Consider the following 18,489-nt stretch of genomic DNA (forward strand, 5'->3'; position numbering starts at 1 on the left):
GCAACTGCGTCGAACCGAGACGGCTCACGATTGGTGCTGGAGAATGTTGATCAGCCGGCCGAAGGGATCGCGGACGTAGAACCGCCGCACGCCCCACGGCTCGTCCGCCGGGCCATATTCGATCGCGATGCGGGCAGCCTTGATCCGGTGCAGGGCCACGTCGAGATCGTCGACCTCGATCGAGAGATCGGGCACCGGCGTGCCGGAGCCACCTTCGGATGCGAAGCTGATTTGAACCTGCATTGTTTCGGATGAGCCGTAAGTCGCAACCCAACCGAAATCCATCAGCGGCTCGAGGCCGAGGATGTCACGATAGAACGATCTCGCTGCCGCGATGTCTGATGCGGCAACGTTCGCGACGATGCGATTGACCTTCATGCTGAAGTCCGCGCGATGGAACGACCGTCGCGATCGACGGTCGGAGAGGCCATCAGGCCTGCTGGCGCGTATCGACCTGCTGCGGCCTGACATCCGTCGGCACGGCCGGCGTGGCGCGCGAGCGGAAGTAATCGAGCACGAAAAGCCGGATCGCGGAGGACAAATTGCCCTGCTGACGGTTGCTGTCGATCTCGCCGACCAATTCCGACAACGTCATGTTCCGCAGTCCGGAAATTTCCTTCATGCCGTTCCAGAAAGCCTCTTCGAGGCTGACGCTGGTCTTGTGACCGGCAACCACGATCGAACGCTTAACGACGGGAGACTTCATGATGCGTCTCCACTTTCGACACGCTGCTGGTTGAGAAGGTGCTGATCGAGCACACGCGCATTGCGCTCGTCGAGAAATTCGTCACGCGCTCGCTCGGATTTGGTGCGACCGAATAGCGCACGATTGGCTTCGGCCTGCTTTGCAGCTTGTTCGCGCTCACCGCGCTTCTTGAATCGTTTCAGGTTGACCACGTCGCCCATGCTCGTCGTCCTCAATCGTCCCCAAAGCGGAATTGGTGATGCATCGTGACGAAAGCAAGAGCGACTGCACTACGCGCCCGGCTCGACATTCATCCCGAATCCCCATTTGATGCTCTGATAGCATCAAAGAATCCGTTTCGCTCTGCGAAAACTAGACGTCTGTACCACGCGCCAGCGCAGAGCTCATAGGTAACGCGCCTTAGTCTTTAGGCGTTATGATCCATAATTATATCACGCGCACTGACCGTAATTATCCGGACATTGCGCGTCGTCCATTCAGCCGGGGTGTGTCATTTTGTCCGGCTGCACGAGGCGATCGAATTCATCGGCAGACACAAATCCAAGCCGCAAAGCCTCTTCCTTCAACGTCGTTCCGTGCGCGTGCGCCGACTTGGCGACCTTGGCTGCGTTGTCGTAGCCGATCTTCGGTGCGAGCGCGGTGACCAGCATCAGCGAGCGCTGCATCAGCTCGTTGATGCGCTTTTCGTCGGCGCGTATGCCGACAACGCAATGCTCAGTAAATGAGCGGACAACGTCAGACAGCAACTGAATGGAATTTATCATACAATATGCCAAAACCGGCTTGTACACGTTGAGCTCGAAATGGCCCTGGCTGCCGGCGACGGTGATCGTGGTCTGATTGCCGAACACCTGGCAGCACACCATGGTCATGGCTTCGCACTGGGTCGGGTTGACCTTGCCCGGCATGATCGACGAGCCCGGCTCGTTCTCCGGCAGGATCAACTCGCCGAGACCGGAGCGCGGGCCGGAGCCGAGGAAGCGGATGTCGTTGGCGATCTTGAACAGCCCGGTCGCCACCGAATTGATCGCGCCATGCACCAGCACATAGGCGTCGTTGGAAGCCAGCGCCTCGAACTTGTTCGCTGCGCTGGTGAACGGCAGCTTGGTGATCTCGGCGACATGTTTGGCGAAGGCTTTGGCGAATTCCGGCTTCGAGTTGAGGCCGGTGCCGACGGCAGTGCCGCCCTGCGCCAGCGGAAACAGCTCCCTCACCGCGGTGTGCAAGCGCGCGATGCCGCTCTCGACCTGCGCGGCGTAGCCTGAGAATTCCTGGCCGAGCGTCAGCGGCGTCGCGTCCTGGGTATGCGTGCGTCCGATCTTCACGATCTTGGCAAACGCTTCCTGCTTCTGGTGCAACGCCTGATGCAGCTCGGTGAGCGCGGGAATCAGGTCGGCGATGATGCGGCTTGCGGCCGCGATATGCATCGCGGTCGGAAACGAGTCGTTCGAGGACTGACTCATGTTGACATGATCGTTCGGATGGATCGGCTGCTTGGCGCCGAGCTCGCCGCCGAGCATCTGGTTGGCGCGATTGGCGATCACCTCGTTCACGTTCATGTTGGTCTGCGTGCCCGAGCCGGTCTGCCAGACCACCAGCGGAAAATGATCGTCGAGCTTGCCGTCGATCACTTCCTTTGCTGCGCTGACAATGGCGTCGGCGCGGCGCGCATCGAGCTGGCCGAGGTCGCGATTGGTCTCGGCGGCCGCGAGCTTCACCATCGCAAGCGCGTGGACGATCGCGATCGGCATCCGGTCATGGCCGATCTTGAAATTCTGCCGCGACCGTTCGGTCTGCGCGCCCCAGTAGCGATCGGCGGGGACGTCGATCGGACCGAAGCTGTCGGTCTCGCTGCGGGTGGCGGCGTTGGATGGTGTGGTCGATTGAGCCATGGATGCTCTCCGTTGCGTCATCTGAACGTGGTCCGGCAAGGCGCCGGGCTGTCCGGCGCGACGACGCCAAGCGTCCGCGCGAGGGCACGTTCATGCAGAAAGATAGTCCGGGATGACGATCTGTCATCCCGAACCTCACCGACATCCTACAAGGTCGCGGCGTGATCTGCGCTTAGATTACTTCTTGCGGAAGCGGTCGAGCCGCACGACCTCGGCGCCTTCGCTGGGCTTCGCCGGCTCCTGCTCGGTCTCGGCCGTTTCGGCCTCGACGCGGGCCGCCGGCGCGGGAAGGGGAGCAGCCGGCGCGGTTGCGGGAGGGGCTTCCTCGGACAGCGCGTCCGAGACGTCGAAGCGCAGATCGAACGGTGCGGACGGATCGAGGAAGCGCGTCACTGCTGCAAACGGCACGGTCAGCCGTTCCGGAATCCCGCCGAACGACAGGCCGACCTCAAAGCGATCCTCGGTCACCACCAGATCCCAGAACTGGTGCTGCAGGATGATGGTCATCTCTTCGGGATATTGCGCGAGCAAACGGGGCGACAGCTTCACGCCGTCGCCGTGCGACAGGAAGGTGATGTAGAAATGGTGCTCACCGGGCAGACCATGTTCGGCGGCGTCGGACAGCACCCGGCGCAGCACCCCGCGCAGCGCGTCGCGCGCCAACACGTCATATCGGATGTGATCGGTCGCCATGGTGATCCTGTCGCTTCGAAAATGGCCGATAAGGCCGCGCCGGTCGGTCCGACTCGCCCTTTTGGTCATATGCTACCCCGCCGGGAGCCGGAAATCAGCAGGGCTGGTAGCTGAAATGCGGGCGGACGCCCGATCGGAGAATTAAGTGGAGGCTTCTGTTGCCAGGTGCCTCCGAACCCCGCCTAACGGAGCTTAACCCGTTAGGACTTTAAGATGGTCTTTCAAACTGCGTTACGCAGCCTGAGCAACCGGAGCAAAGTTGTCGTTGGCAACTATTGCATTAGCCCGATAACGGCGGAACCATACCGAGAAAAAACACGCCCTTTACGCCCTCGTCGATCCTATTTCGCCCCCGCCGAAAGCCACCGAAGCCAAGGCTTAGGAACCAGGGCTTGGAATGGGTTTTGGTGGAGGCGCCGGGTACCGCCCCCGGGTCCGAATGGTTTATTGCGACGGCCATTTATTTCCATAGCCGGCGAACCGGCACCCCCAATATAGCGGCAACGCAGTAGAAAAACAGAGCCGATTCAGGCCCTTTCGGCTGTGAAAACACACCAAATTTGGGTGGTCCGCCTCCGGGCCGCGTTCTAGGTTCTGCCTATGCCCCCGGAATCCCCGCCGGTTGCCGCCCCGGCGCCGGATGCCTCCGACCCATCGCAGCCCCACCAGCCCGGCCTGTTCGAGCTGTTCCTGGCCTTTGCCAAGATGTCGCTGGCCGGCTTTGGCGGGGTCCTGGTCTGGGCCCGGCGGTCGATCGTGGAGCAGCACCGCTGGATGACGGCGGAGGAGTTCAACGAGACCTTCGCGCTGTGCCATTTCCTGCCGGGTCCGAACATCGTCAACCTGTCGGTCGTGTTCGGCGCGCGCTTTCGCGGCATCGCGGGCGGGCTGGCGGCGTTCGCCGGGCTGGTGGGGCCGCCGATGGTGATCGCGACGGCGCTCGCCGCACTCTATGCCCGTTATGGCGATGTCGACGTGCTGCGCCGGACGCTCGCCGGCGTGGCCTGTGCCGCGGTCGGGTTGCTGTTCGCCGTCGTCTTCAAGATGATGATGCCGCTGCTGAAGCGGCGTGATGTCACAGGGCTCGTCATTCTGGCCGCGGTCTTTGTCGCGATCGGCCTGATCCGATGGCCGCTCCAGATCGTGCTGTTGGTGGCGATTCCGCTCAGCCTCGCAATCACGATCCTGACCCGCCGCATGGTGAAGCCATGAGTTCGGAGTCGAACCCGATCGCGGCGCTGCTCTGGACCTTCGGCCTGATGTCGCTGTTTGCGGTCGGTGGCGCCAATTCGGCGATCCCCGAAATGCATCGCGCCGCCGTCGACGTGCATCACTGGCTGACCGACAAGCAGTTCGCAGACGTGTTCGCGATCTCGCAGCTCTCGCCGGGGCCGAACGTGCTGATCGTGACGCTGATAGGCTATTCTGTCGCAGGCGTCGCCGGGGCCTTGGCTGCGACGATTGCGATGTGCGGACCGACAGCGCTGCTTGCCTATTATGTCAGCCGTTTCCTCGATCGCTCGCGCGACGCGCGCTGGCCGGCGCTGATTCAGGCGGCGTTGGTTCCGCTGTCGATCGGCTTGATGGCCGCCTCCGGCCTGATCGTGGCGCAGACATCAGACCAAAGTTGGATCGCGGTCCTGATCACCATTGGCGCAGCCGCGCTTGCTTTTGCGACGCGGATCAATCCCTTGTGGATGTTGCTTGCCGGAGGTCTCTTGGGTTTCGCTGGCGTTGTCTGACGAAAATCGCTAGCAAGGCTTGCGGTCAACGCACCACAAGCCAAGCCATTCAATCAAAACGGGCGGGACAGCCCTGACGGGGGAAGCGAAGTCATGAGCGATACGCCGAGTGAGGCGCCGGTCAAATCGATCTTGCCGGAATGGGTACGCGGTCCGCAGGACTTCGTCGGCGGGCTCGCCATGGTGGCGGTTGCGCTATTCGCGTTGTGGGCCTCGAGCGATCTGCAGGGCATGCACGGATTTTCGTTCGGCGCCGGAACTGCGCCGCGGATGTTTGCCGTGCTGCTGCTGTTGCTCGGCGCTGCCGTCGCGTTGATGGGCGTTCTCAAGGACGGCCCTGCTATCGCGGCCTATTCCTGGCGCGGCCCGTTGTTCGTGTCCGCGGCCATCGTGTTCTTCGCGGTGTCGATCCGCCCATTCGGGCTCGTGGTCTCCGCATTTGCCGCCTTCCTGATCGCGGCGCTCGGCTCGCATGAGACCAAATGGGTCGAGGCGATCATCGTCGGCGCCTGCCTGACGATCGGGTGCGCGCTGCTGTTTCCTTATGTGCTGGGACTTCCGATGCCGATGTTCCCGCGTTTCCTGATCCAGTGAGGGCGTGATGGACCTGTTTGCCAATCTCGCCCACGGCTTCGTCGTCGCCTTCTCGCCGATCAACCTTCTGATGTGTCTGATCGGCGCATTGGTCGGCACGCTGGTCGGCGTGCTGCCGGGCATCGGCACCATCGCCACCGTCGCGATGCTGTTGCCGATCACCTTCGGCCTGCCGCCGGTCGGTGCGCTGATCATGCTCGCCGGCATCTATTACGGTGCGCAATATGGCGGGTCGACCACCTCGATTCTGGTCAATATTCCCGGTGAGGCGACCTCCGTCGTCACCGCGCTCGACGGCCACCAGATGGCCAAGCAGGGTCGCGCCGGTCCGGCACTCGCGATCGCGGCGATCGGCTCGTTCTTTGCCGGTTGCGTCGCGACCGTGCTGATCGCCGTGCTCGGTGCGCCGCTGACCAAGCTCGCGCTGGCGTTCGGCCCGGCCGAATATTTCTCGCTGATGGTGCTCGGCCTGATCTTCGCGGTGGTGCTCGCCAAGGGCTCGGTGCTGAAGGCGGTCGCGATGATCGTGTTCGGCCTGCTGCTCTCGATGGTCGGCTCCGACATCGAGACCGGCGCTTCGCGCATGGCCTTCAACATCCCCGAGCTTGCCGACGGCCTCGGCTTTGCCACTGTGGCGATGGGCGTGTTCGGCTTTGCGGAGATCATCCGCAATCTCGACCACGGCGCGGAGATGGACCGCAATCTGGTGCAGCAGAAGATCACCGGTCTGATGCCGACCAGAAAGGATCTGGCGGACTCCACGCCCGCGATCCTGCGCGGCACCGTGCTCGGCTCGATCCTCGGCATTCTGCCGGGCGGCGGTGCCGTGATCGCGTCGTTTGCGGCCTACACGCTGGAGAAGAAGCTGGCGAAGGATCCGAAGCGGTTCGGCCGCGGCGCGATCGAAGGTGTGGCGGCGCCGGAGAGCGCCAACAACGCGGCGGCGCAGACCTCGTTCATCCCGCTTCTCACGCTCGGCATCCCGCCGAATGCGGTGATGGCGCTGATGGTCGGCGCGATGACCATTCATGGCATCGTGCCGGGTCCGCAGGTGATGCAGAAGCAGCCCGACCTGGTCTGGGGCATGATCGCCTCGATGTGGATCGGCAATCTGATGCTGATCATCATCAACCTGCCGCTTGTCGGCATCTGGGTCCGTCTGCTGCGCGTGCCGTACCGGCTGATGTTCCCCTCGATCGTGGTGTTCTGCGCGATCGGCATCTACTCGGTGAACAACGCGCCGGTCGACGTCGTTCTCGCCGGCGCATTCGGTCTCATCGGCTACTGGCTGATCAAGCACGATTTCGAGCCGGCGCCGTTGCTGCTCGGCATGGTGCTCGGTCCGCTGATGGAGGAGAACCTGCGTCGCGCACTGCTGATCTCGCGCGGCGACTGGAGCGTGTTCGTCTCGCGGCCGCTGTCGGCGGTGCTGCTGGCAATCGCGGCAGGTCTCCTGGTGCTTGCCGTGCTGCCGACCTTGCGTGCGAAGCGCGACGAAGTGTTCGTGGAGTCCGAGGGCTGAGTACTCTTTAGACCCTGCGTCGGCGCGCCGCAGGCGGAAGTCGAATCGACACTCGATGTCGTCTCATGAAATGAAAATGCCGGCCGATTTGGCCGGCATTTTTATTGGTCAAACGTTCCCGGGAGGAATCGAGATGATGTCCATTCGCTCGCTTGCGGGCGCATGCCTTTCGGCATTTGCCGCGCTCGGTGCATTCGCCGTGCCGGCATCCGCGCAGAATTATCCGACCCGCACCATCACCATGATCGTGCCGTTCGCAGCCGGCGGTCCGACCGACGTCATCTCGCGCATCGTCACCGCGCATATAGCGCAAACGCTGGGGCAGAGCATCGTCATCGAGAACGTGGTTGGCGCCGGCGGCACCACGGCGACGACGCGCGCCGCACGCGCCGCCAATGACGGCTACACGCTCGTCACCGGACACATGGGCACGCACGCGGCGTCCGTGCCGCTCTATCCGAAGCTTGCCTACCACCCGGAAAAGGATTTCGAGCCCGTCGCGCTGCTTGCCGGCACGCCGATCCTGATCCTTGCCCGCAAGGATTTCCCGCCGAAGGATCTCAAGGAGTTCATCGCCTACGTGAAGGCCAATGCCGAGAAGGTCAACGCCGCGCATGCAGGCATCGGCTCGGTCTCGCACGCCTCCTGCGAACTCTTGAACTCGATCCTCGACATCAAGCCGGTCGGCGTGCCCTTCAACGGCACCGGCCCGGCGATGAACGCGCTGGTCGCCGGCCAGGTCGATTACATGTGCGACCAGATCGTCAATGCGGTGCCGCAGATTAACGCCGGCACCATCAAGGCCTATGCGGTCGCGACCCCCGAACGCAATCCGTCGCTGCCGAACGTGCCGACCACGACGGAAGCCGGCCTGCCGGCGTTCCAGGCCCAGGCCTGGAACGCGATCTTCGCGCCGAAGGGAACTTCGCCCGCCATCATCGCCACGCTGAATGCCGCGGCCATCAAGGCACTCGACGACGAGAACGTCCGCAAGCGCCTGCTCGAGCTCGGTAGCGTGATCCCGGCGTCCGCCAACCGCACGCCGGAGGCGCTGGCGACCTTGGTCAAGAACGAGATCGCGAAGTGGACCCCGGTGCTGAAACCCGCGACTTAATCCAGCGCGATCAAGTGGATAGGCGAAGGGTGGAACGCGAGTTCCGCCCCTTGTCGTTTGGCGCAGGGGTGCTCACTTTTCAGGGTATAATCGGTGCACTCAGCCGAATCGGCATGTCGGCCGGCAGCCTCGGCCGTTAAGTTCGCCGCTTCCCCCGAAGGGTCCGAAACCAACGCCATGAACCAGTATCACGATCTGCTCGAACGCATCCTCGCCGATGGCGCGGAGAAGCACGACCGCACCGGCACCGGCACGCTGTCGATCTTCGGCCATCAGATGCGCTTCAACCTCTCGGCCGGCTTCCCGATGCTGACCACCAAGCGGCTGCCGCTGAAGGCGATCGTTCACGAGCTGCTCTGGTTCCTCGCCGGCGACACCAACATCAAATATCTCAACGACAACGGCGTCACGATCTGGGACGAATGGGCCGATGCCAATGGCGATCTCGGCCCGGTCTACGGCTCGCAATGGCGGTCGTGGCCGGCACCCGATGGCCGCAGCATCGACCAGATTTCGAACGTGATCGAGATGATCAAGCGCAACCCGGACTCGCGGCGGCTGATCGTCAGCGCCTGGAATCCGGCCGAGGTCGACAAGATGGCGCTGCCGCCGTGCCACTGCCTGTTCCAATTCTATGTCGCGAACGGAAAATTGTCCTGCCAGCTCTATCAGCGCTCCGGCGATGTTTTCCTCGGCGTGCCCTTCAACATCGCCTCCTATGCGCTGCTGACCATGATGGTCGCGCAGGTGACCGGGTTGAAGCCCGGTGATTTCGTGCATTCGCTCGGCGATGCGCATCTCTACTCGAACCACCTCGAGCAGGCGCGCCTGCAATTGACGCGGCCGACGCGGCCGCTGCCGACGATGGCGATCAACCCAGACGTGAAGGACATCTTCGCGTTCCGCTACGAGGACTTCAAACTCGAAGGCTACGACCCGCACCCGCACATCAAGGCCGAAGTCGCGGTCTGATGTCGCTGACGATCCGCCGCGCGCGCCCCGATGAGGCCGGACTGGTGTTCTCGCTGGTCCGCGAACTCGCCGACTACGAAAAGCTTCTGCACGAGGTCCATGCCAGCGAGGCTGATATCGCCGAAGCGCTGTTCGGTGCGAACCCGCGGCTGTTCTGCGACATTGCGGAATGGAACGGCGAGCCGGCCGGCTTCGCGGTCTGGTTCGTCAATTTCTCGACCTTCGCCGGCCGCCACGGCATCTATCTCGAAGACCTGTTCGTGCGCCCGGCGCTGCGCGGCAAGGGTATCGGCAAGGCACTGCTGGTGCATCTGGCGCAGCACTGCCTCGCCAATGGCTGGTCGCGGCTGCAATGGGCGGTGCTCGACTGGAACGCGCCGTCGATCGCGTTCTACAAGTCGCTCGGTGCCGAGATGATGGACGAATGGACGATTTGCCGCGTATCCGGTTCGGCGCTGTCGGCGCTCGCGGAAGGGACGCGCTGATGGAGATCGTGCTGGTCGTCGCAGTCGCCGAGAACGGCGTGATCGGAAACAACAACTCAATTCCGTGGCGGCTGAAATCGGACCTGCGGCGCCTGAAGGCGATCACGCTGAACAAGCCCATCGTGATGGGACGCAAGACGTTCGAGTCGCTGCCCAGGCCGCTGCCGGGACGCACCAACATCGTGGTGACACGCGATGCGAACTATCGCGCGCGCGGCGCCATCGTCACGAACTCTTTCGAGAACGCGCACGCAATTGCGCTTGGTGACGCGCTGCGGCGTTTCGCCACTGAAATTGCGATCATCGGGGGCGCGGAGATCTATGCGCAATGGATGGGCATCGCCGATCGCCTGGAGATCACCGAGGTCCACGCCCGGCCTGACGGCGATACGCGGTTCGACAAAATCGATGCGTCGGCTTGGGTTGAGGTCGCGCGCGTGCGGAATCCGGCAGGCCCGGACGACAGCGTCGACTTCTCCTATGTGACATATCGTCGGCGCAGCCAACGTTAACCAATGTTTGCATTGACAATTTTGGCCCGGCGCATAGCTCGTCGAGCCAGGAAGCTTGCGTTGTAAGGGCCCTGACGGTCCCCTATAACCGGGCCGGACATTCGAGCCCGGGCGTCCCGTCCGGACTTGCCGAGGAGATGTTTAATGCCGTGGAAAAATCAAGGCGGGGGGCCATGGGGCTCGGGTCCGAAAGGGCCGTGGGGCACGGGTCCGCAGTCAGCCGGGCCGAGGCCGCCGGATCTTGAGGATCTGCTGCGGCGCGGCCAGGACCGGCTGCAGCAGTGGCTGCCCGGCGGCCATTTCAGCGGCATGGGCATCGCGCTGGTGCTGGTCGCCGCGCTCGCGATCTGGTTTGCGACCGGCATCTTCCGTGTCCAGTCCGAAGAACTCGGCGTCGTCATGCGCTTCGGCAAGTATGACCGGGATGCGCAGCCGGGCCTGCGCTATCACCTGCCATATCCGATCGAGACGGTGCTGCTGCCGAAGGCGCTGCGCGTCAACACGATCTCGATAGGCATGACCCTGATCGACGATCCCGCTCGCCGCGGCCGCACCATGCGTGACGTGCCGGAAGAGAGCCTGATGCTGACCGGCGACGAAAACATCGTCGACGTCGACTTCACCGTTCTCTGGCGGATCAAGCCGGGCGGGGCCGGCGCCTATCTCTTCAACATCCAGAATCCGGAAGGCACCGTGAAGGCGGTCGCCGAAAGCGCGATGCGTGAGGTGATCGGCCGCTCGCAGATCCAGCCGATCCTGACCGGGGCGCGCAACGTCACCGAGCAGAACGTCCAGGAGCTGATGCAGAAGACGCTCGATACCTATAACGCCGGCATCCAGATCACGCAGGTTCAGATGCAGAAGGTCGATCCGCCGGCGCAGGTGATCGACGCATTCCGCGACGTGCAGGCGGCGCGCGCCGACCTCGAGCGCAAGCAGAACGAGGCGCAGACCTATGCCAACCGGATCGTGCCGGAAGCGCGCGGTCGTTCAGCGCAGATCCTGCAGGCCGCCGAAGGTTACAAGGAGCAGGCGGTCGCCGAGGCCAAGGGCCAGAGCGCACGCTTCCTCAAGGTCTATGAAGAGTACAAGAAGGCACCCGACGTGACGCGCGAGCGCATCTATCTGGAGACCATGGAAAAAGTGCTCGGCAGCTCCGAGAAGCTGGTTTACGACGGCGGCCAGGGCCAGAACATCGTGCCCTATCTTCCGCTCGGCGAACTGACGACGAAGCGTCCGCCGGCAGCGCCGGCCACGACCGGCCAGCAGGGAGCCACCCGATGAGGTCCCCTGTCACCGGCATCCTGTCCCTGATCGTTCTCTTCATCGTCCTTGCCGTCGGCTACAGCTCGGTGTTCACCGTGCAGCAGACCGAGCAGACCATCGTCCTGCGCTTCGGCGAGCCGGTCGAGGTCGTCACCGATCCCGGCCTGCACTTCAAGGCGCCATGGAATTCGGTGATCAATGTCGACAAGCGCATCCTCGATCTCGAAAACCCGTCGCAGGAAGTGATCGCCTCCGACCAGAAGCGGCTCGTGGTCGACGCCTTCGCGCGCTATCGCATCAAGAATGCGCTGCGCTACTACACCAGTGTCGGCTCGATTCAGGCCGCCAATCTGCAGCTGACCACGCTGCTCAACGCGGCGCTGCGCCGCGTGCTCGGCGAGGTCAACTTCATCACGGTGGTGCGTGACGAGCGCGAGAAGCTGATGTCGCGGATCCGCGAACAGCTCGACAAGGAAGCCGACGGCTACGGCATCGAGGTCGTCGACGTCCGCATCCGCCGTGCCGACCTGCCGGAGCAGAACAGCCAGGCGGTGTATGACCGGATGAAGACCGAGCGTCAGCGCGAGGCGGCCGAGTTCCGTGCCCAGGGCGACCAGAAGGCGCAGGAGATCCGCTCCAAGGCCGACCGCGAAGCGACCGTGATCGTCGCCGAGGCGAACTCGGCTGCGGATCAGACCCGTGGTGCCGGCGATGCCGAACGCAACCGCCTGTTCGCCGAAGCCTATGGCCAGGACAAGGACTTCTTCGCGTTCTACCGCTCGATGACGGCCTATGAGAACGGCCTCAAGCCCAACGACACGCGTTTCCTGTTGCGGCCGGACTCGGAATTCTTCAAATACTTCGGCAGTGCCAGCGGCAAGCCGCCTGAGGCGGCCGCCGCGCCGAAGCAGTAACGTCACGACGTAAACATCACCACTTGGCAGCGACGCGGACAACGCGTCGTTGCCGTTTCAAGAATAACAACATCGTGCGGGGAGGTTGCCATCCGATGAGGTCAATAGCGTTCGGCGACTTCCTCATCGGGTTGGGAATCCTGTTCGTGCTCGAAGGCATCCTGTTCGCGGCAAGCCCTGCCTGGATGCGCCGAGCGATGAAGAGCGCGCTCGCCACACCCGACAACATCCTGCGCATCGTCGGCATCGGCTCGGCGGTCGCCGGGCTCATCCTGATCTGGGTGGTGCGGCGCTGAACATTGCCTGTTCCGCTGCGCAGATCGCGCCAGAATCAACATAATCGTGAGCCTCGCGCTGCCGGTTTTTCGCCGAAATGCCCGGCTGAGATGCTTGCGCCATACGCCCGTTCGGGCGCACTCTGCCGTCACGGGCGCACAGCTGCGACCTCGGGCGCATGCCTGCGACCAACCTAGTTTGAACCCGTTTGCCTGGAGAAACTCCGACATGATCGCTGCCAGACCAGCCCTGAGCCGTCGCCTCCGCATGATGGGAGCCGCGATCTCGATCGGTGCTGCGAGCATGCTGAGCTCCGTGCCGGCGTTCGCGCGCGGACCCGAGGGCATTGCCGACATCGCCGAGAAGGTGATCGATGCCGTCGTCAACATCTCGACCTCGCAGACCATCGAGGCCAAGAGCGGCGGCGCGATGCCGCAGCTTCCGCCAGGCTCGCCGTTCGAGGAATTCTTCGACGACTTCTTCAAGAACCGCCGCGGCCCGCCCGGCAAGGGCGGCGAGAAGGGCGGCGAGTTCCAGCCGCGCAAGACCAACTCGCTCGGCTCGGGCTTCATCGTCGACACCGCGGGGATCGTCGTCACCAACAACCATGTCATCGCGGATGCCGACGAGATCAACGTCATCCTCAACGACGGCACCAAGATCAAGGCCGAGGTGGTCGGCGTCGACAAGAAGACCGACCTCGCGGTGCTGAAGTTCAAGCCGCCGAAGCCGCTCACCGCGGTCAAGTTCGGCGACAGTGACAAGATCCGCCTCGGCGACTGGGTGGTCGCGATCGGCAACCCGTTCAGCCTCGGCGGCACGGTGACCGCGGGCATCGTCTCGGCCAAGAACCGTGACATCAGCCAGGGTCCGTATGACAGCTACATCCAGACCGACGCCGCGATCAATCGCGGCAATTCCGGCGGACCGCTGTTCAACCTCGACGGCGAGGTGATCGGCGTCAACACGCTGATCATCTCTCCGACCGGCGGCTCGATCGGCCTCGGTTTCGCGGTGCCGTCGAAGACGGTGGCCGGCGTCGTCGACCAGTTGCAGAAGTTCGGCGAGCTGCGCCGCGGCTGGCTCGGTGTGCGCATCCAGCAGGTCACCGACGAGATCGCCGACAGCCTCAACATCAAGCCGGCGCGCGGCGCGCTGGTTGCCGGCGTCGACGACAAGGGCCCGGCCAAGCCGGCCGGCATCGAGCCCGGCGACGTCGTCGTCAAGTTCGACGGCAAGGACGTCAAGGACCCGAAGGACCTGTCGCGCATCGTCGCTGACACCGCGGTCGGCAAGGAAGTCGACGTCGTCATCATCCGCAAGGGCAATGAGGAGACCCGCAAGGTCACGCTCGGCCGGCTTGAGGACAATGACAAGGTTCAGCAGGCCAATGCCAAGCCGAAGGACGACACCGCCGAGAAGCCGGTGACCCAGAAGGCGCTCGGTCTCGACCTGGCGTCGTTGAGCAAGGACCTGCGCACCAAGTACAAGATCAAGGACAGCGTGAAGGGCGTCGTCGTCACCGGCGTCGACAATGCCTCCGACGCTGCCGAGAAGCGGCTGTCGGCCGGCGATGTCATCGTCGAGGTGGCGCAGGAGGCGGTGGCCAGCGCCGCCGACATCAAGAAGCGTGTCGATCAGCTCAAGAAGGATGGCAAGAAGTCCGTGCTGCTGCTGGTCTCCAACGGCGACGGCGAACTGCGCTTCGTCGCGCTCGGCGTGCAGTAACGCTGATTGTCATTGCCGGGCTCGACCCGGCAATCCATCATCTTGCGATGAAGATGGATGCCCGGGTCAAGCCCGGGCATGACGGCCTTGTGTGAGCCCGTCAGGCTTCGACGAACTCATCCCGCCGATAGCCCTGCGCGTACAGCAGCGCGGTGAGATCGCCGTGGTCGATCCGGACCGCCGCGGCGGCCGCGACCGCGGGCTTGGCGTGATAGGCGACACCGAGGCCCGCGGCCTGGATCATGCCGAGATCGTTGGCGCCGTCACCCACCACCAGCGTGTCGATATCGTCGAGATCGAAGGATTCGGTGAGCTCGATCAGGGTGGCGAGCTTGGTGGCGCGGCCGAGGATCGGCTCGACTACTTCGCCGGTCAGCTTGCCGTCCGCGACCTGCAACTGGTTGGCGCGGTTCTCCTGGAAGCCGACCTTCGCCGCGACCACGTTGGTGAACAAAGTGAAGCCGCCGGAGATCAGGCAGGTATAGGCGCCGTGGGCGCGCATGGTCATGACCAGCTCGCGGCCGCCCGGCGTCAGCGTGATGCGCTTGTCCAGCACTTCGTCGACGACGCTGACCGGCAGACCCTTGAGCAGCGCCACGCGCTCGCGCAGCGCCGATTCGAATTCGATCTCGCCGCGCATTGCGCGTTCGGTGATGGCGGCAACATGGGCCTTCAGCCCGGCGAAATCGGCGAGTTCGTCGATGCACTCCTGGCCGATCATGGTGGAATCCATGTCGGCCAGAAAAAGCTTCTTGCGCCGGCCGATCCGAGGCTGCACGACAATGTCGATCGGCAGGTCGCCGCGGGCCTGGCGCAGCCGGGCTTCGATCGCCTTGATGTCGTCCCTGCTGGCGTCCTGTTGCTCGAACGGGATGTCGACGGCGACCTCGTTGAACAGCCACTGCGCCGGGCCGGGTGAGGGCAGCACGGCCCGTGCGCCGTCGACCGTGGTGGAGTCGAGCGCGGGGCTTGCAGGATTGCAGATCAGCGTGGCAACGAGGGACATGCAGGCGCATTCGGGATTGTTGGACAAGGCAGTGCTTATCGCAGGGCCGACCGCAAGCGGCAAGTCGGCGCTGGCGCTGGCGCTCGCGCAGCGGACCGGCGGGGTCGTGATCAACACCGACTCGATGCAGGTCTATCGCGACCTCCGGATCATCACGGCGCGGCCGACCGTAAGCGAGGAGGCGCTGGTTCCGCACCGGCTTTACGGCCATGTCGATGCCGGCGTGAATTTCTCCGCCGGCGCCTGGGTGGCGGATGCGACCAGGGTGCTCGGCGAGGCCCGTGCGGACAAGCGCCTGCCGATCTTCATCGGTGGCTCCGGCCTGTATTTCAAGGCGCTGACGCGCGGCCTGTCGGCGGTGCCGCCGATCCCCCCCGATGTGCGCGACGGCGTGCGCGCAAGGCTGGAGCAGCGCGGCGTCGAGGCGCTGCATGCCGAGCTAGCCGCGCGCGATCCGGTGTCGGCCGAACGGCTGAAGCCGCGCGATCGCACCCGCATCGCGCGGGCGCTCGAGGTCGTCGAGGCCACCGGCCGCCCGTTGCCGGACTGGCATCGCGAGGGACTGCCGCCGCTGCTGCCGCCTGGTGAATTCCATGCGCTGTTTCTCGCGCCGGATCGCGCGCAGCTCTATGCGCGGATCGACGCGCGGTTCGGCACGATGCTCGATGGCGGCGCGCACGACGAGGTCGCGGCGCTGGCTAAGCGCGGGCTCGATCCGCTGTTGCCGGCGATGAAGGCCCATGGTGTCCCGGCGCTGATCCGGCATCTGAACGGCGAGATCAGCCGGGAGGAGGCCGCCGAGATCGGCCGGGCCGACACCCGCCATTACGCCAAGCGTCAGTTCACCTGGTTTCGCCACCAGCTCCCGGAATTCGAGTGGGTGGCGCCGGAGGCGGCCAAGGAGCGGCTGGAGAGCCTCATCCCCTAGGCCAATGCGGCCTACCGGCGTGCGCCCGTCAGCCATGCGCGTTGTGCCGCGCAAAAACACTCGCCGAACGGCCGGAACCCCGTTACACTCCAAAAATCGCGAAAGTGCTTGCCTTGCCTTGACATTCAGGCTTTGGCCGCTATGTTCGCGCAACCTTTGGGAAGACTGGGTCGTCTCGTGCGCAACATTATTACCAAACTGCTTATCGCCGTCGTACCCAGACACACCGCCGGGGATGGCTAGCGGCCATCCAAATTCGGGCGGTGTGCATGGGGCCTCTGGGGCCCCTTTTTATTGCCCGAAGCCGAACTGACGAGAACTGACAAAAGCCGCGCAAAAACAAGCGCATCCGGAGCGAACCATGACCGACAAGAGCCACGATCCCAATCAGATGACCGGCGCCGCGATGATCGTGCGCGCGCTCATCGATCACGGCGTGCAGCATGTCTTCGGCTATCCCGGCGGTGCGGTGCTTCCGATTTACGACGAGATCTTCCAGCAGAGCGAGGTCGAGCACATCCTGGTCCGCCACGAGCAGGGCGCCGGCCATGCCGCTGAGGGCTACGCCCGCTCGACCGGCAAACCCGGCGTTGTGCTGGTGACGTCGGGTCCCGGCGCCACCAACATGGTGACGCCGCTGACTGACGCGCTGATGGATTCGATCCCGCTAGTCTGCATCACCGGCCAGGTACCGACCCATCTGATCGGCAACGACGCCTTCCAGGAGTGCGACACCGTCGGCATCACGCGGCCCGCCACCAAACACAATTGGCTGGTGCGCGACGTCAACGACCTCGCCAGGGTGCTGCACGAGGCCTTCTATGTCGCCACCACCGGCCGGCCCGGCCCGGTCGTGGTCGACGTGCCGAAGGACGTGCAGTTCGCCACCGGCACCTATCATCCGCCGCGCAAGTCCGACGTGCACATCTCCTACACGCCGCGCGTCAAGGGCGACGCGACCCAGATCCGCAAGGCGGTGGCGCTGCTCGCCAACGCCAAGCGCCCGGTGATCTATTCCGGCGGCGGCGTGATCAATTCCGGCCCCGAGGCCTCGCAGCTGCTGCGCCAGCTGGTGGAGGCGACCGGCTTCCCGATCACCTCGACCCTGATGGGGCTGGGCGCCTATCCGGCGTCGGGTCCGAACTGGCTCGGCATGCTGGGCATGCACGGCACCTACGAAGCCAACATGACGATGCATGATTGCGACGTCATGCTGTGCGTCGGCGCGCGCTTCGACGACCGCATCACCGGCCGCACCGACGCGTTCTCGCCGGGCTCGAAGAAGATCCACATCGACATCGACCCGTCCTCGATCAACAAGAACATCCGCGTCGACGTGCCGATCATCGGCGACTGCGGCAACGTGCTCGGCGACCTGTTGCAGGTGTTCAAGGCGGAAGCCAAGAAGTCCGACATCAAGGCGTGGTGGCAGCAGATCGCGCAATGGCGCGCGCGCAACTCGCTGTCCTATCGCAAGAACAACGATATCATCCTGCCGCAATATGCGATCCAGCGCCTGTTCGAGCTGACCCGCGGCAAGGACACCTACATCACGACCGAGGTCGGCCAGCACCAGATGTGGGCCGCGCAGTTCTTCGGCTTCGAGGAGCCGCACCGCTGGATGACCTCGGGCGGTCTCGGCACCATGGGCTACGGCCTGCCGGCCGCGGTCGGCGTGCAGGTGGCGCATCCGGACAGCCTGGTGATCGACATCGCCGGCGACGCCTCGGTGCAGATGACGATCCAGGAGATGTCGACGGCAGTCCAGTTCGAGCTGCCGATCAAGATCTTCATCCTGAACAACCAGTACATGGGCATGGTGCGGCAGTGGCAGCAACTGCTGCACGGCAATCGCCTGTCGCATTCGTACTCCGAGGCGCTGCCGGACTTCGTCAAGCTCGCCGACGCCTATGGCTGCGTCGGCCTGCAGGCGCACAAGCCCGCCGATCTCGACGGCGCGATCAAGGAGATGATCTCGATCAAGCGCCCGGTGCTGTTCGACTGCCGCGTCGCCGCGCTCGAGAACTGCTTCCCGATGATCCCGTCGGGCAAGGCGCATAACGAGATGCTGTTGCCGGAAGAAGCCACCGATGAGGCGACTGCGAAGGCGTTCTCCGGCGGCAAGGCGCTGGTGTGAGG

Annotated in this window: 20 protein-coding genes and 1 other RNA gene; 14 read left to right on the plus strand and 7 right to left on the minus strand. The window is 64.2% G+C overall.

Features of this window, described 5'->3' with window-relative positions; translation table 11 throughout:
- Positions 1-24 precede the first annotated feature (24 nt).
- From JQ616_RS33350 to ssrA, 6 genes are all read right to left on the minus strand, one after another.
- Positions 25-378 (minus strand): VOC family protein, encoded by a 354-nt coding sequence (locus JQ616_RS33350; RefSeq protein ID WP_212022194.1) that lies wholly within the window; start codon positions 376-378, stop codon positions 25-27.
- Positions 379-430: 52 nt separating this feature from the next.
- Positions 431-706: a ribbon-helix-helix domain-containing protein gene (locus JQ616_RS33355; protein ID WP_021077181.1), complete on the minus strand. Its 276-nt coding sequence runs from the start codon at positions 704-706 to the stop codon at positions 431-433.
- The gene (locus tag JQ616_RS33360) at positions 703-906 is read right to left on the minus strand and encodes a DUF4169 family protein (RefSeq protein WP_212022196.1); all 204 of its coding nucleotides are present in this window, start codon (positions 904-906) and stop codon (positions 703-705) included. The genes JQ616_RS33355 and JQ616_RS33360 overlap by 4 nt, the downstream gene beginning before the upstream one ends.
- A gap of 276 nt (positions 907-1,182) precedes the next feature.
- Positions 1,183-2,598 carry a class II fumarate hydratase gene (gene fumC, locus JQ616_RS33365; RefSeq protein ID WP_212022198.1) on the minus strand — a complete coding sequence of 472 codons (1,416 nt, stop codon included), beginning with the start codon at positions 2,596-2,598 and terminating at the stop codon, positions 1,183-1,185.
- A 177-nt stretch (positions 2,599-2,775) separates the two neighbouring features.
- Positions 2,776-3,291, minus strand: coding sequence for an SspB family protein (locus tag JQ616_RS33370; RefSeq protein ID WP_212022200.1), 516 nt, complete (start codon positions 3,289-3,291; stop codon positions 2,776-2,778).
- A 144-nt stretch (positions 3,292-3,435) separates the two neighbouring features.
- Positions 3,436-3,814, minus strand: a transfer-messenger RNA (tmRNA) gene (ssrA, locus tag JQ616_RS33375).
- 77 nt (positions 3,815-3,891) lie between these two features.
- Between ssrA and JQ616_RS33380 the strand changes: the two genes are divergently transcribed.
- The 12 genes from JQ616_RS33380 to JQ616_RS33435 all read left to right on the plus strand — a co-directional run bounded on the left by JQ616_RS33380 (position 3,892) and on the right by JQ616_RS33435 (position 14,416).
- Positions 3,892-4,503 carry a chromate transporter gene (locus JQ616_RS33380; protein ID WP_212022203.1) on the plus strand — a complete coding sequence of 204 codons (612 nt, stop codon included), beginning with the start codon at positions 3,892-3,894 and terminating at the stop codon, positions 4,501-4,503.
- Positions 4,500-5,033 (plus strand): chromate transporter, encoded by a 534-nt coding sequence (locus tag JQ616_RS33385; RefSeq protein ID WP_212022205.1) that lies wholly within the window; start codon positions 4,500-4,502, stop codon positions 5,031-5,033. The genes JQ616_RS33380 and JQ616_RS33385 overlap by 4 nt, the downstream gene beginning before the upstream one ends.
- A 93-nt stretch (positions 5,034-5,126) precedes the next feature.
- Entirely contained in the window at positions 5,127-5,627 is a 501-nt protein-coding gene (locus JQ616_RS33390; RefSeq protein WP_212022207.1) for a tripartite tricarboxylate transporter TctB family protein, read from the plus strand.
- A 7-nt stretch (positions 5,628-5,634) separates the two neighbouring features.
- Positions 5,635-7,149 (plus strand): tripartite tricarboxylate transporter permease, encoded by a 1,515-nt coding sequence (locus JQ616_RS33395; RefSeq protein ID WP_249137574.1) that lies wholly within the window; start codon positions 5,635-5,637, stop codon positions 7,147-7,149.
- A gap of 133 nt (positions 7,150-7,282) precedes the next feature.
- The gene (locus JQ616_RS33400; RefSeq protein WP_212022211.1) at positions 7,283-8,263 is read left to right on the plus strand and encodes a tripartite tricarboxylate transporter substrate-binding protein; all 981 of its coding nucleotides are present in this window, start codon (positions 7,283-7,285) and stop codon (positions 8,261-8,263) included.
- A 177-nt stretch (positions 8,264-8,440) separates the two neighbouring features.
- Complete coding sequence (locus JQ616_RS33405) at positions 8,441-9,235, plus strand: thymidylate synthase (protein WP_050628412.1); 795 nt, start codon at positions 8,441-8,443, stop codon at positions 9,233-9,235.
- On the plus strand, positions 9,235-9,720 hold the full coding sequence (locus tag JQ616_RS33410) for a GNAT family N-acetyltransferase (RefSeq protein ID WP_212022213.1): 486 nt from the start codon (positions 9,235-9,237) through the stop codon (positions 9,718-9,720). The genes JQ616_RS33405 and JQ616_RS33410 overlap by 1 nt, the downstream gene beginning before the upstream one ends.
- Complete coding sequence (locus JQ616_RS33415; RefSeq protein ID WP_212022215.1) at positions 9,720-10,232, plus strand: dihydrofolate reductase; 513 nt, start codon at positions 9,720-9,722, stop codon at positions 10,230-10,232. Before JQ616_RS33410 ends, JQ616_RS33415 begins: the two co-directional genes overlap by 1 nt.
- Before the next feature lie 144 nt (positions 10,233-10,376).
- Positions 10,377-11,516, plus strand: a complete 1,140-nt coding sequence (gene hflK / locus JQ616_RS33420) for an FtsH protease activity modulator HflK (RefSeq protein ID WP_212022217.1) — start codon at positions 10,377-10,379, stop codon at positions 11,514-11,516.
- Positions 11,513-12,412 (plus strand): protease modulator HflC, encoded by a 900-nt coding sequence (gene hflC, locus JQ616_RS33425; protein ID WP_212022219.1) that lies wholly within the window; start codon positions 11,513-11,515, stop codon positions 12,410-12,412. Before hflK ends, hflC begins: the two co-directional genes overlap by 4 nt.
- Positions 12,413-12,507: 95 nt before the next feature.
- Positions 12,508-12,708 carry a DUF2065 domain-containing protein gene (locus JQ616_RS33430; protein WP_050628416.1) on the plus strand — a complete coding sequence of 67 codons (201 nt, stop codon included), beginning with the start codon at positions 12,508-12,510 and terminating at the stop codon, positions 12,706-12,708.
- A gap of 208 nt (positions 12,709-12,916) precedes the next feature.
- Positions 12,917-14,416, plus strand: a complete 1,500-nt coding sequence (locus JQ616_RS33435) for a Do family serine endopeptidase (protein ID WP_212022229.1) — start codon at positions 12,917-12,919, stop codon at positions 14,414-14,416.
- 100 nt (positions 14,417-14,516) lie between these two features.
- Here the strand turns inward: JQ616_RS33435 and serB are convergent, their stop codons facing one another.
- Complete coding sequence (gene serB / locus JQ616_RS33440; RefSeq protein ID WP_212022231.1) at positions 14,517-15,422, minus strand: phosphoserine phosphatase SerB; 906 nt, start codon at positions 15,420-15,422, stop codon at positions 14,517-14,519.
- Here serB and miaA point away from each other — a divergent pair.
- The gene (miaA, locus tag JQ616_RS33445) at positions 15,421-16,350 is read left to right on the plus strand and encodes a tRNA (adenosine(37)-N6)-dimethylallyltransferase MiaA (RefSeq protein WP_212022420.1); all 930 of its coding nucleotides are present in this window, start codon (positions 15,421-15,423) and stop codon (positions 16,348-16,350) included. The two genes, serB and miaA, sit on opposite strands and share 2 nt — an antisense overlap.
- A 361-nt stretch (positions 16,351-16,711) precedes the next feature.
- Positions 16,712-18,487 (plus strand): acetolactate synthase 3 large subunit, encoded by a 1,776-nt coding sequence (locus JQ616_RS33450; RefSeq protein WP_212022233.1) that lies wholly within the window; start codon positions 16,712-16,714, stop codon positions 18,485-18,487.
- Positions 18,488-18,489 lie beyond the last annotated feature (2 nt).

The sequence above is a fragment of the Bradyrhizobium tropiciagri genome, assembly GCF_018130545.1.
Taxonomy (GTDB): Bacteria; Pseudomonadota; Alphaproteobacteria; order Rhizobiales; family Xanthobacteraceae; genus Bradyrhizobium; species Bradyrhizobium tropiciagri_A.